Here is a 13,693-nt window from a genome sequence, read left to right on the forward strand (position 1 = left end):
CGCTCCATTTTGTATTGGGCAAAGGTTTCGTAACGGTTTCATGGGCGATTAGCTCAGCGGTAGAGCACTTCGTTGACATCGAAGGGGTCACAAGTTCGATCCTTGTATCGCCCACCATGAATTTATCTGCCCAATTTCGGGCGTTAACCACCGAGGCGCAATCAGCGCCGCGTAAGAGGAGAAGACCTATGAAGGTTAAAAACTCGCTCCGCTCGCTGAAGTCGCGTCACCGCGACTGCCGTGTTGTGCGCCGTAAGGGCCGTGTTTATGTGATCAACAAAACACAGCCTCGCTTCAAGGCCCGTCAGGGTTAAGAGCTAAGAGCTTTCGAATTGATTGGGCCGTCTCTTTTGAGGCGGCCTTTTCTTTTTGGGTATTGCGTCACGATCACCTGTCACAACGCTTTTCTAAAACGATGCCATCAACAGTGAAAAAGCGGCGTCGGGTTAAGCTTGGGTGTTTGCCTGATAGACGCACAGCTAGTAGCAGCTTTTTCTTAGCAAATGATTACGCAAATCCCTCAGTATATGTTCAGATAGGTCTACAAAACTTCCTTTGGGTCAGTCATGCTCAGGGAAAGCTTCTTGAAAGGCGTTTAAAATGGACGGTCCAAGCGATCCGGTAAATCTATATGATGATGCAGTCATTCGCGATCCTTGGCCCCACTATGCGCGCTTGCGTGACTTGGGTCCGGTGGTCTGGATGGAGGCATTGGGGAACTATGCCTTCACACAGTATGACACTGTTCGAAACGGTTTACGCGACCATGAGACCCACATTTCTAGCCTTGGAGCCGCAGCCGATGATTTTGGCTGCACTCACCAAAGGGGCAATACCGTTGCTTCTGACGCGCCACGCCATACCACGTTACGCGACACAATCTCGCCCCCCCTTTTACGCGACAGTGTGGAGACCCTCAGACCCCAAATCCAGAGTATCGCCGACGACATAGTTGCGAATTGCATGAAAAAAGGCAGTTTTGAAGCGATCGCCGATCTTGCACAGCCCCTACCCCTCATGTTGGTGCGTGATCTGGTCGGGTTGCCAGACTTTGGACGCGAGAACATGTTGAAATGGGCCAGCGCAGCATTTGATATGCAAGGCATCCAAAATGCTCGCGGCCAAGCAGCCCGTCCTGTGATCGCCGAAATGAAGGAGTTTATCACAAGAGATGTTACACCTGACACCTTGAAGCCAGGAAGCTGGTCACACCGAATTACAGAGTTGGCAGCGCGCGGAGAAATCGACCCCGAGATCGTGCCGTTTGCGATCAGGGATTACATCAATCCCAGCCTCGACACGACGATTTCCGCGATTGGGCACTTTATATTCCACGCAGGGTCGAATCCCGATACGTGGCAAAAACTGAAAGACGATCCGTCCCTTGCGCTCAATGCTGCTCATGAAGCGATCCGGATCGGAACGCCGATCCGCTCATTCAGCCGCCACACATCGAAGCCTGTCGAAATTGCGGGACACCAACTGCCTAAAGGGGCGCGTGTGATGATGCTCTATTCATCAGCGAACCGCGATGAGACAATCTTTCCACAAGCGGATGAGTTTGACATTGAGCGCCGTAACGCGCGTCGCCACCTTGCCTTTGGAGCGGGCGTTCACATGTGCGCTGGAATGCACCTTGCTCTGCTTGAAATCGAATGTTTGATCCTTGCTATGACGCAGCAGATGCCTGCCGTCACTGTCGGGACACCTACAATCGCGATGAACAATTCCATCTGCGCCTTCGCCGAGCTACCCGTCCATATTCAAGGTTAATCGTAGCTACGTTGGTCCTCGATCACCAAACCATCCCGCGGCAAGGCGCCTAGCGCGACGAGCTCGATCTTGCCCTTCATTTTGAGGGTCGCTTGAACGGCTTGCTCGAAGGTGCTGGCGTCTGTTCCAGCGCTTTCAATTTGAACCGTCAACACGTCTTTCTCGTCCGCTCGCGAAGCGACAACGCGTGCACGTTCAATGCCATCGTGACTAGCAACAAGATCGGCAACCTGTTCAGGGCGCACGAACATGCCTTTGATTTTGGTGGTTTGATCGGCGCGACCCATCCACCCTTTGATGCGCATATTGGTGCGCCCACAAGGCGATGTGCCGGACATCACAGCGCTAAGATCACCAGTGGCAAAGCGGATCAAAGGGTAGTCAGGATTGAGCGACGTGACGATGACTTCGCCCACCTCGCCCGGCTCAACAGGGATGCCTGTGCCAGGGATAACGATTTCGAGGATGATGCCCTCGTCAACGATCATCCCTTCTTGCGCTTGGGATTCGTAAGCCACATTACCGAGGTCAGCCGTCGCATAGTTTTGCAGGCACAGGATGCCGCGATCTGCGTATTCTTGGCGCAAAGACGGGAAGAGCGCACCACCACCGACAGCCGCTTTGGTGAAACCGAGTCGAACTCCCATTTCATCAGCTTTATCAAGGATCACTTTGAGATAGTCAGGCGTGCCTGCGTAAGCGGTAGACCCAACGTCCTTCGCTGCGCGCACTTGCAGTTCTGTCTGACCCGTTCCCGCAGGCAACACAGTTGCGCCAACAGCGCGCGCGCCATTCTCAAAGATAGAGCCAGCAGGCGTCAGATGATAGCCAAAGCAGTTCTGAACGATGTCGCCTTTGCCAATGCCAAGCGCATGCAAGAAACGCCCGATACGCCACCAATCGTGGCTGATACCACCGGGTTCATAGATTGGACCTGGCGATTGAAAGATATGTGCGACGTTGGAGGTATTGATCCCACCAAAGGGCGGCTTTTCTGCCTGCCATTTGACCAATTCGGACTTGCGCAAAACGGGCAGCTTCGCCAGATCGTCGATGCCGCTTACACCACTTGTATCAAGACAATTGCCATCCGCACTTGTCGCACGCGCGAGTTGCTCCATGAGCCCGGCGCTTTGTTGTGCGTGGCGCTCATCTAAGGAGCGTGTCTCAAGCGTATCGAAATATTTGGTCATGGGGCAGCTCGCAAATGGAAGGGACGTGAAAAGCGGATCAGCTCAGCCAACGCTTGCGACGACGATAAGAACGCACATCGCGGAAGGATTTACGGCCCTCATCAGACATCCCGAGATAGAATTCCTTCACATCCGGATTCTCGCGCAATTCAGCCGCAGGACCGTCCATCACGACGCGGCCGCTTTCTAGGATATAGCCATAATGCGCATACCTTAGGGCAACGTTTGTGTTTTGCTCGGCCAGCAGAATGGTCACACCTTGCTCTTCGTTGATCTTCTTCACGATCTCGAAGATCTGCTCAACCAGTTGCGGCGCGAGACCCATAGAGGGCTCATCAAGCAGAACCGTCTCAGGCCGCGACATCAATGCGCGACCCATCGCAACCATCTGTTGTTCGCCGCCAGACGTATAGCCTGCCAGTGATTTACGGCGCTCTTTGATACGCGGGAAGTAGTCGTAAACCATTTCCAGATCAGCCGCGATTGCGCCTTTGCCGTCCTTGCGCGTGTATGCGCCGGTCAGCAGGTTTTCCTCGACGGTGAGGTGTTCGAAACAGTGACGGCCTTCCATCACTTGAATAACGCCAGAGCGCACGAGATCAGCAGGGTCACGACCCGCGAGGTCAGCGCCGCGATAGCTCACAGAGCCTTTGGTGATGTCACCGCGCTCCGATTTTAACAGGCCAGAAATGGCTTTAAGCGTTGTCGTTTTGCCAGCGCCATTGCCGCCCAGCAAGGCGACGATACCGCCTTTAGGCACGTGCAGGCTGACACCTTTCAACACAAGGATCACGTGATTGTAGATCACTTCAATGTTGTTCACTTCGAGAAGTTTCTCGGTGCTTGGAGCGGAATCTAGCATGTCAAACGCCTGTCATAAATGAGGGTGGAAAGGTCCGGCCAACCCTTCGGCAAGCCGGACCAAGAGAAAGCTGGATTAGCAGCTTGGCTCAATTTTGTTTTCCGCAGCATACGCCATGGAATCTTCGTCGATCAGCGGCTGGATCAGGTCCATGTCGGATGGCGAGAAGTCAGAGATCAGCGTCCACTCTTTCGCGGCTGCATCCCACTGCGTCATACCAACAAGACCTGGGCCACCGTGGTTTTCGCAAGACACTTTGAACGATGGTCCAAAGCCTGGGAGGCCAAGTGCTGCCATCTTGTCTTCTGTGATCTCAAGGGCTTCCATACCGTCACGCATTTGCGCGGCGTTGATGTCTGCGACACCGTGGATTTCCTGAGCCGTCTTCACAGCTTCAGCAGCAAGCATCGCCGCATAAAGACCACGGTTATAAAGAACCGTGCCGATCTGATCGCCAGCGCCTGCTGCGTTACCTGCGTCAACAACATGCTCTTTGATGTCGTCAAACACTGGGAAATCGTCGCCAACACCGTGGAACGTCAGAGCTTTGTAGCCGTTCGCTTTCTCGCCCGCTGGGAGAACGTCGTTCTCAGAACCGGACCACCAGATGCCAATGAAGTTTTCCATGTTGAAACGGATGTTCGCCGCTTCTTGAACCGCAACTTGGTTCATAACGCCCCAACCGTACATGATCACGTAGTCAGGCTTTTCACGACGAATTTGCAGCCACTGTGATTTCTGCTCTTGGCCCGGATGATCCACTGGGATCAACGTCAGGTCATAGCCGTGCTTTGCGGAGAGCTCTTCCAATGTGCGGATAGGCTCTTTGCCGTATGCGGAGTTGTGATAAACCAACGCCACTTTCTTGCCAGAGATATCACCTTGGCTCATCAGGTAGTTGATCGCGCCAGATGCACCGTTCCAGTAGTTTGCAGGATAGTTAAAGACGTTGCTAAACACCTTACCGTTCGCTGCAGATGTACGACCATAACCCATAGAGTGGATCGCGATGCCGTCAGCCGTTGCTTTGGGGATCAACTGATATGTAATACCTGTGGAAAGCGGTTGATAGACCAGTGCGCCTTCGCCCTTTGTGGACTCGTAGCACTCAACGCCTTTTTCAGTGTTATAGCCTGTCTCGCACTCAAGAACACGTGCTTCAACGCCACCGATACCGCCGTCACGTGCATTGAGCATCGTGAAGTAATCCGCATAGCCATCCGCGAACGGAATGCCGCCAGCCGCATAAGGGCCTGTACGATAGGACAAGGATGGGAACACAAGATCCGCCATAACGGGGCTTGCGATCATAAGCGCACTAAGCGCCATTGCTGGTAGTTTCATCTTCATCGGGGTTTTCCTCCCATGGTTAGTCCGATGTGTGGGGCATTCGCCCCTTATTGTACTTTGGCCGCGCACATTAATGCGGGAACGGCCAAAGGCGTAATTTCTCTTTCGCAACACGCCAGAGCTGGGCGATGCCATGTGGCTCTGCGATCAGAAAGACAATGATCAATGCGCCCACGATCACCAAATTGAAATGTGCAACGATATCTGTTGGCCAGCCGAGGAAATCGACCCCGATCAGCTTGAGCACGACAGGCAAAAGCACAAGGAAAGCCGCACCCGCGAAGGATCCAAAGATAGACCCAAGACCACCAATGATGATCATAAACAGCACAAGGAATGATTTTTGGATGCCAAAGACTTCGCCAACCTCAACAGCGCCAAGATAAACCGCAAAAAACAAAGCGCCCGAAATACCAATGAAGAAACCAGAGACGGCAAACGCGCTTAGTTTCGCGCGCATCGGGTTCACGCCAATGATTTCCGCCGCGATATCCATATCGCGAATGGCCATCCATTTACGCCCTTGCATGCCGCGCGTCAGATTGCGCGCGATAATGGCGCTGATGGTGAGGAACACGAGACAGAACAAGTAGGTCGCCCAAGCGTCCGTATTTGCACCAGTTACAGGCACACCAAAGACAAAACGTTCCGGCGCATTGATTTGGCCAGACGCGGAATAGTTATAAAACCAGCTGACTTTGTTGAAGAGCCAAACAAGAAAGAACTGCGCAGCAAGTGTCGCAACCGCAAGATAGAAACCCTTTATTCGCAAGCTAGGAAGACCGAAAGCCGTGCAGACAATCGCGGTAACACCCCCCGCTGCAATCACATGGAAAAAGATGTTCACATCAGGGAAAGAGGTCATCAGCTTGTAGCACGCATAGGCACCCACAGCCATGAAACCACCGGTTCCTAGTGACACCTGACCGCAATAGCCTGTCAGAATGTTCAGACCAATCGCCGCGATCGAGTAGATCAGAAAGGGCAGCAAGAACGCATTCGCCCAGTAGTCATTGATCAAGAACGGGATGACACCAAAGGCAATCGCCAGAACCACGTAGTAGCGGTAGCGATCAAACTTGATCGGAAAGGTCTGATTGTCATCCGTATAGGACGTTTTGAAATCACCTGCTTCACGGTAAAACATCTCAGACAGTCCCTTCGAAAAATTCAGTCGCGCGTGTGGAGTGGTTAAGCATGGCTATACCCTCTCGATGATCTTCTCGCCGAACAGACCCTGCGGTCTGAAGACAAGAAAGATAAGAGCAAGCACATAAGCGAACCAATTCTCGGTCGCGCTAATCGTAAAGCCGAACAACTCACCCGCGAGCGCAGAGCTGGACATGAAGAACTCAAACAGTTTTTCGCCCACACCAATGATGAGACCACCGACAATGGCACCCGGAATAGACGTGAAACCACCCAGCATCAGAACCGGCAAAGCCTTTAATGCGATCAAAGAGAGCGAGAACTGAACGCCTGACTTCGTGCCCCACATGATACCCGCCACCAAAGCGACAAAGCCTGCAACCGACCAGACCATGATCCAGATGAAGTTGAGCGACACACCCACGGACAAAGCCGCTTGGTGATCGTCCGCCACAGCCCGCATCGCGCGGCCCTCTTTGGAATACTGCGCGAAAATGACCAGACCTATCACCAGCAAGACAGCAACAACTGTCGCGACGATATCTAGGTTGTCGATGAAGAAGCCATAGCCAAACATCTCATAGGTGACCTGATCAATCGTATCGTTGATACCTTGGGGTAAACCCACATCAAGTTTCTTGATCTCAGACCCCCACATCAAATCGCCAACCCCTTCTAGGAAGTAGGCGAGACCGATCGTGGCCATGAACAAAATAATCGGCTCTTGCCCGACCAAGTGGCGGAAGATGTAACGCTGCACGATCCACGCAAACAGAACCATCACAATGACAGTCCCAAATATCGCAAACAGAGCAGGCACATGCCAGCCAAAGTGATGGATATCCGTACCAAAGGTTGCATTTATGATATGGCTGAACGGCACTTGCCCGTCCATAATTCCCACCAGCGTCAAGGCTGAAAACAGCGCCATGACCCCTTGGGCATAATTGAAAATACCGGAGGCTTTGAAGATCAAAACAAAGCCCAGCGCGACCAGCGCATAAAGCACGCCTGCCATCAGACCATTGAGGAACACTTCCATCGCAAAGTAGAGCTGTTCAAGCATCACTTGGCCTCCATCTTAGGTAAAACGTGGGCAAAATCAGTCATGAGCCACCCCCAAATACGCATCAATCACAGCTTGGTTGTTGCGAATGTCGCTAGGTGTGCCGTCACCGATTTTCTTGCCGTAATCCATCACGACCACGCGGTCAGACAGGTCCATGACAACGCCCATGTCATGCTCAATCAGCGCAATCGTGGTGCCAAACTCATCGTTCACATCCAGAATAAAGCGGCTCATGTCCTCTTTTTCCTCAACGTTCATGCCGGCCATCGGCTCATCAAGCAGCAAAATCGACGGTTCAGACACAAGCGCACGCGCCAGTTCAACCCGCTTCTTCAAGCCGTAAGGAAGACGCGAAACAGGTGTTTTACGGATGTGCTGAATTTCCAAGAAGTCGATGATCTTCTCCGCCTTTTCGCGGTTCTCGATCTCTTCTTTCTCTGCCTTACCGCGCCAAATCGCTTGCGCCAAAAGACCGGAGCTCATCTTGTTCAAACGACCGGTCATGACGTTATCGAGAACTGTCATGCCCTCGAACAAAGCAATGTTCTGGAACGTGCGCGCGATGCCTTGCTGCGCAACTTCATAAGGGCGCAGCTGCGGACGCGGTTTGCCGTGAAACAGCACCTCGCCCTCTTGCGGTACATAAAACCCTGAAATCACGTTGAGCATCGAGGATTTACCAGCACCATTCGGCCCGATAATCGCACGAATTTCGCCTTCGCGAATATCAAACGAAATATCCTTAATCGCCACAACGCCGCCAAAGCGCAGGGTAATGTTCTTCATTTCCATCACCACGCCACCAATCGTGCGGCCGTCCTCGGTGACGTAGCTCTCTGAATTATCTAGCACTTCTATGACTCCCAAGGCTCACAATCGGCCGGTGGTGTAAATACGCTGGTTTCTGCGGCGATCATCACAAAGTGTGAAAGGCCGGGATCAATCTGGAACACAACGCGAATCGCGCTCCCCTTCAAATTGGGCATCGTATCGAACACCCTGCGCGTACCATCTTCGAAAGCGTCGCAATTTTGATACTCTCTCAAAACCTTGGACTGTTCTGCGTCCTTGGCCCAAACATCGAAATTTTCAGCCACTGCGTTGAGCGTTTCGAGCGGCACTCGTTGACCGCTTGATGGGTATATCTGACAGCCTTTTTGCCCTTTTTTGCTTTCTATTGCCTTGAGGATCACGCCGTTGGACACCCACCACTGTTTCTCGCCAGCGGTTTTCAGAGAGGGCGCAATTGTCTTTCCCGTTCGAATGGGCGTTAAGCACTGCATCTCAAACGCAGCCGCGCCGAGCAAAAAGCGGCTCTCAACCTTTGCGTATGCCGTGCTGGCCGCGATGCAAGCGAAAGCGCTCAGCATAGCTGCGAGTTTAGCAAGGCGTGGGCGTGACAAGTGCATCTCGTTGCTTTCCCTTATTCAGCAGCAATTTTGGAAGCGGTAACAGGCACCACTTTCGCATCACGAATTTCCAGCGTCGCACTGATCATGCCTTTGCGACCGTCTTCATACGTGACTTCGGTTTCCGTGTAGATTTCGGGTGATCCATCATAGAGCGCGTTCACCAAATCTTCGAATTTCTCGCCAATGATCTTGCGACGTACCTTTTGCGTGCGCGTCAGCTCGCCGTCGTCCGCATCAAGTTGCTTGTGCAGAACGAGGAAGCGGTGGACTTGGCAACCCGACAGCATCGGATCTTCGGCAACAGATTTATTCACTGTCTCAACATGCTCTTGGATCGTCTCTAAGACACGGGGATGACCGGCCAATTCCTGATAGGATGCATACGCGATATTGTTACGCTCTGCCCAGTTACCAACAGCTGTCAGGTCAATGTTGATAAACGCCGTGCAGCGGTCGCGCCCCGCGCCAAACACGACGGCTTCCAGAATGTTGGGGTAAAACTTCAGTTTGTTCTCAACGTACTTCGGCGCGAACAGTGCTCCATCAGACATGTTCGCCACATCCTTCGCACGATCAATGATGCGCAGATGCCCTGTGCCTTCTTCGATGAAACCAGCGTCACCCGTCGCGACCCAACCCTCTGGGTCTTTGGTGTCTGCCGTGCTTTCCGCGTTCTTATAGTACTCAACGAACGTGCCCTCAGAGCGGTAAAACACTTCACCATTCTCAGCGATCTTCAACTCGACACCGGGGGATGGAACGCCAACCGTGTCAGAGCGCACTTGCCCATCCGGTTGCTGCGTGATGAAGACCGAGGCTTCCGTCTGACCATAAAGCTGCTTCAGATTGATCCCGAGCGAGCGGTAGAAGTCGAAAATCTCAGGGCCAATTGCTTCACCAGCCGTATAGCCGATACGTACACGCGAAAAACCAAGAGTATTTTTCAACGGACCATAAACCAGCAAATCACCCAGCTTATACTTCAGCTTGTCGAAACCATTGACGGGATTGCCGTCCAGAATATCGGGGCCGACTTTCTTGGCATGCGCCATGAAGTAGTCAAACATCCGTTTCTTCATAGGTGACGCATCTTCCATGCGGATCATCACAGTCGTTAACTGTGTTTCAAACACGCGTGGAGGGGCAAAATAATAGGTCGGACCAATCTCACGCAGATCGGTCATCATCGTATCAACGCTTTCAGGGCAATTGACGCAGAAACCGGTCCAATAAGCCTGACCAAGCGAGAAGATGAAATCACCAACCCATGCCATCGGCAGGTAGGCGAGAATATCTTCGCCAGCGCTGAGGCTATCAAACTCGGATGAATGACGCGAAGTTTCAATGATGTTACGATTGCTCAGAACAACGCCCTTAGGCTTTCCCGTGGTGCCAGAAGTATAAAGCATCACGCAAGTGCTGTCGTAATTCAGCGCTTCGCGGCGGCGGTTCAGCTCTGGCATCAACTCGGACAGAGCAGCGCGTCCGGCGTCCTGCACTTTCGAGAATTGATGCAGGTTCGCATGGTCGTATTTACGCAATCCACGCGGGTCGAGATAGATCATTTTCTCGAACTGGCTCAGGCCTTCCTGAACGTCGCGCACCTTATCAACTTGCTCTTGATCCGCGGCGATCACAAAACGCGCGCCGCAGTGATCGAGAACATATGCCATCTCTTCTGCAGAGGCGTCGGAGTACAAAGGCACAGGCACAGCACCGACAGATTGCACAGCGACCATCGCCCAATACAGGTATGGACGATTGCGGCCGATGATTGCGACGAAATCGCCTTCATTTATCCCAAGCGTCAGCAGACCTAACGACAATGCGTCGATCTCATCCGCCGTCTCGGACCATGTCCAATTTTGCCAGATGCCCAGCTCTTTTTCACGGTAAGCCGCTTTGTCAGCGAACTCGGTTGCGTTGCGTTGCAATAGCGCCGGAACGGAAGTCAATCCGTTCACGCCCTCAGACGTTTGTGTCAACGATGTTTCCTCCCGTTGCCCGCTTGTGCGAACATGGCCGCTTTTTGCGACTCGCTCCATGTACCGTGCCAGCTATTTTCTGAAGGTCAACTTTTTCCGTAAGTTTTCTGAAACCTAACGAATTGTAACAGCGCACTCGCAGGGCTTTCCGGCGATGCCCTCACGGTGCTAGCCATAGGGCTATGAACCGCACAAATAGCCATGACACGATGATTGCTGCTGGATTGAACCTGATCCAGCAAGCCATGTCGATTTTCGATTCTGATCTGAAACTGGTCCTGATCAATCGCCCCATGCAACAGATGTTCAATCTACCTGATGCTTTGACCGAAGTTGGTGTGAGCTTTGAATCTGTGATTCGGTTTTTAGCCGAGCGTGGAGAATACGGCGAAATCGATGATCTGGCAGACTTCGTCGCAGTGCGCGCCAAGCTCGCCCTTGCCTTTGAGCCGCATTATATGGAGCGAACCCGTGCCAATGGTCGCGTCATCAGCGTCGAAGGCGCACCTTTGCCAGAAGGCGGCTGGGTCACTGTCTACACAGACATCACCGAGACAAAGCAGCAAGAAGCATTGCTGCGCGCACGCTCTGAAGTCTTAAGCGAACAGGTGCTCGCCCGCTCGGAGGAGCTTGCCTCTACCAACCGAGCATTGGCGTCGAGCAATGCGACCCTCGAAGAAACAAAGCATCAACTCACCCAAATGGAGGCGCGCACGCGTCTCACCACGCAAATGATGCCAGCCCATATCGCACACTTGGATTTGCAACAGCGCTACACGTTTTCCAACCGACGACTGCATGATGTGATGCCGGGCAGCACGGATGATATCGTCGGTCTGAGCGCCATCGAAGCGCTTGGCACATCGACCTATGAGGTGATCAAACCGCACCTCGAACGTGCTCTAAAAAATGAACCTTCTGTTTTTGAGTTCACCCATCATTCCAGCTCTCGTCGCATACGTGTCGCGTTTACACCGGATGTGTCAGAGCAAAGCGTACAAGGGGTCTACGTCCTCTCCATGGACGTCACAGAAGAAACCCAAACGCGCGTTGCGTTGCAACAGACCCGTCGTCGCGAAATGGCGGCGCAGCTGACCAGCGGCCTCGCGCATGATTTTTCAAACTTGCTCACTATTATCCTCGGCATGCAGAGCAAACTCGAGCGGATGAGCGACCTTCCTGCTGATGCCGAACACCTGATCACCGCGACCCTTGCCGCTGCGCGTCGTGGCGGTGGCCTGCTGCACCGTATTGCGGACATGACAGGGCCGCGAACATTGCGCCCAACGCCTGTCACACTTTCATCGTTCCTGAATGAGCTGGAAACCATGGCGACCCCGACGCTCGGTAGTGATCATGAGCTAAACGTTGTGCAGAACGCAGCTGATGGGACCTTTAATCTTGACGCAGGAATGCTTCAGGACAGTCTGCTCAATCTGATCCTGAATGCGCGCGATGCGACGCCTCCGGGTGGGCAAATCACGCTCACCGCTCGCGCAGTTCAAGACACGTGGCTCGAGCTCGAAGTCGCTGACACAGGTCCCGGTTTTTCCGAACGCGCATTAGAACATGCCCTGCAACCGTTTTTCACCACGAAAGGCGGAGAAGGTTCCGGGCTTGGTCTCGCGATGGTCTATGACATGACGAAACTCGCGGGCGGCGACATGCGCCTTTTTAATAGAGACGGTGCGTGCGTGGTGCTGCGTTTACCTTTGCGCATGGCCGATGCGCACATCCCTGCGGGGCTTGTTTTGCTGGTAGAGGATAGCGAAGACTTGCGCGCGTCTATCCGCGATATGTTGGTCGCACAGGGGCATCTTGTACTAGAAGCGACTTCTGTCCATGAGGCCGAAGCGTTGTTAAACAGTGTGCCCGACATTGCATATGTTCTCTCTGACATCCACCTCAGCGGCGCGCGAACAGGGCTTGATCTGGCGTCCTTCACAGATCGCCCGATTACGCTTATGACGTCTTTACCTACCTGCGATCCTTTGCACAAAGCCGCCCATGCGCGAGGTGCTTTCCTTCACAAGCCGTTCAGCGACACCGCTTTGCGCGCAGCGCTCGCCAGCGCTGTTCAAATGAGAGCGACATCATGAGCAAACTCCCATTGGTTACGATCCTCGATGACGAACCAGAAATCCGAGAGATCCTTTCCGACACCCTTGAAGACGCTGGTTTTCGCACTCTCAGTTTCGGTCGCGCCCGCGAATTTGAAGCAGCGCTCAAAACCGTCACCCCAGATGTGTGTTTGGTCGATCTTTCGCTACCTGACACAGATGGTCTCGCCCTCGTGCATCGCCTCGCGCTGGAACAAGGCGCGGTTGTGATCATCATTTCAGGGCGTTCTCAGGTGCAAGACAAGGTAACCGGATTAGAGCTGGGTGCTGACGACTACATCATCAAGCCGTTTGACCCATCCGAAGTCGTCGCCCGAATCCGCGTGCGTTTGCGCAAGACCGCACCGACTGAAACCACCTCCAACACTGCAGGTTTCGCCAATTGGACAGCGCACTTTGACCGCTATGTTTTGGAAGACGACACAGGCCAAGAAACCCCTTTCAGTCACGCTGAAGGCGAGGTTTTGCGGCTCTTCCTGCAAAGCCCCAAACGCCTCATTTCGCGCGCACAAATGCAAGACATGCTCGGAGGCGGTGCCGGTGACAGCTTCGATCGCGCTATGGACGTACGCATTTCGCGCCTGCGCACAAAGCTGCGCGAGGACCCGAAGAACCCGCAGTTGATCAAAACGATCTACGGTGCTGGCTATATTTTTTTGGGGGATGTTTCGTGGCGTTGATCAATATGCTGACCCCGATTGGATTCGAACCAATAACCTGCCCCTTAGGCTCAGGACCCATTAATTGCCTTGATGCTGGTTTGTCGTCATGATTCACGAA

12 protein-coding genes and 1 tRNA gene are annotated in these 13,693 nt (G+C 53.3%); 5 read left to right on the plus strand and 8 right to left on the minus strand.

Annotation, left to right across the window (positions count from 1 at the left end; translation table 11 throughout):
* Positions 1 to 42 precede the first annotated feature (42 nt).
* From PFRI_RS10655 to PFRI_RS10665, 3 genes are all read left to right on the plus strand, one after another.
* Positions 43 to 117: transfer RNA gene (locus PFRI_RS10655), tRNA-Val, on the plus strand.
* Between the two features lie 71 nt (positions 118 to 188).
* Positions 189 to 314 (plus strand): type B 50S ribosomal protein L36, encoded by a 126-nt coding sequence (gene ykgO, locus PFRI_RS10660; RefSeq protein WP_048864290.1) that lies wholly within the window; start codon positions 189 to 191, stop codon positions 312 to 314.
* Positions 315 to 600: 286 nt separating this feature from the next.
* Positions 601 to 1,773 (plus strand): cytochrome P450, encoded by a 1,173-nt coding sequence (locus PFRI_RS10665; protein ID WP_072630688.1) that lies wholly within the window; start codon positions 601 to 603, stop codon positions 1,771 to 1,773.
* Here the strand turns inward: PFRI_RS10665 and PFRI_RS10670 are convergent.
* From PFRI_RS10670 to PFRI_RS10705, 8 genes are all read right to left on the minus strand, one after another.
* Positions 1,770 to 2,966 carry a phenylacetate--CoA ligase family protein gene (locus tag PFRI_RS10670; RefSeq protein WP_072630689.1) on the minus strand — a complete coding sequence of 399 codons (1,197 nt, stop codon included), beginning with the start codon at positions 2,964 to 2,966 and terminating at the stop codon, positions 1,770 to 1,772. The two genes, PFRI_RS10665 and PFRI_RS10670, sit on opposite strands and share 4 nt — an antisense overlap.
* Positions 2,967 to 3,003: 37 nt before the next feature.
* A complete protein-coding gene (locus tag PFRI_RS10675) occupies positions 3,004 to 3,828 on the minus strand; it encodes an ABC transporter ATP-binding protein (protein ID WP_072630690.1) in 825 nt (274 codons plus the stop codon).
* Between the two features lie 75 nt (positions 3,829 to 3,903).
* Complete coding sequence (locus PFRI_RS10680) at positions 3,904 to 5,178, minus strand: ABC transporter substrate-binding protein (protein ID WP_072630691.1); 1,275 nt, start codon at positions 5,176 to 5,178, stop codon at positions 3,904 to 3,906.
* A 70-nt stretch (positions 5,179 to 5,248) separates the two neighbouring features.
* Positions 5,249 to 6,325, minus strand: coding sequence for a branched-chain amino acid ABC transporter permease (locus PFRI_RS10685; protein ID WP_072630692.1), 1,077 nt, complete (start codon positions 6,323 to 6,325; stop codon positions 5,249 to 5,251).
* Positions 6,326 to 6,379: 54 nt separating this feature from the next.
* Positions 6,380 to 7,393, minus strand: coding sequence for a branched-chain amino acid ABC transporter permease (locus tag PFRI_RS10690; RefSeq protein ID WP_072630693.1), 1,014 nt, complete (start codon positions 7,391 to 7,393; stop codon positions 6,380 to 6,382).
* A 36-nt stretch (positions 7,394 to 7,429) separates the two neighbouring features.
* Positions 7,430 to 8,248, minus strand: coding sequence for an ABC transporter ATP-binding protein (locus PFRI_RS10695; RefSeq protein ID WP_072630694.1), 819 nt, complete (start codon positions 8,246 to 8,248; stop codon positions 7,430 to 7,432).
* Positions 8,249 to 8,250: 2 nt separating this feature from the next.
* A complete protein-coding gene (locus tag PFRI_RS10700; protein WP_139292115.1) occupies positions 8,251 to 8,799 on the minus strand; it encodes a hypothetical protein in 549 nt (182 codons plus the stop codon).
* Between the two features lie 20 nt (positions 8,800 to 8,819).
* Entirely contained in the window at positions 8,820 to 10,793 is a 1,974-nt protein-coding gene (locus PFRI_RS10705; protein WP_175549250.1) for an AMP-binding protein, read from the minus strand.
* A gap of 182 nt (positions 10,794 to 10,975) precedes the next feature.
* Between PFRI_RS10705 and PFRI_RS10710 the strand changes: the two genes are divergently transcribed.
* Positions 10,976 to 12,892, plus strand: a complete 1,917-nt coding sequence (locus PFRI_RS10710) for a hybrid sensor histidine kinase/response regulator (RefSeq protein WP_072630696.1) — start codon at positions 10,976 to 10,978, stop codon at positions 12,890 to 12,892.
* Positions 12,889 to 13,593: a response regulator transcription factor gene (locus PFRI_RS10715; protein WP_072630697.1), complete on the plus strand. Its 705-nt coding sequence runs from the start codon at positions 12,889 to 12,891 to the stop codon at positions 13,591 to 13,593. The genes PFRI_RS10710 and PFRI_RS10715 overlap by 4 nt, the downstream gene beginning before the upstream one ends.
* The last annotated feature ends 100 nt before the right edge of the window (positions 13,594 to 13,693 follow it).

It is taken from the genome of Planktotalea frisia, assembly GCF_001890925.1.
Taxonomy (GTDB): Bacteria; Pseudomonadota; Alphaproteobacteria; order Rhodobacterales; family Rhodobacteraceae; genus Planktotalea; species Planktotalea frisia.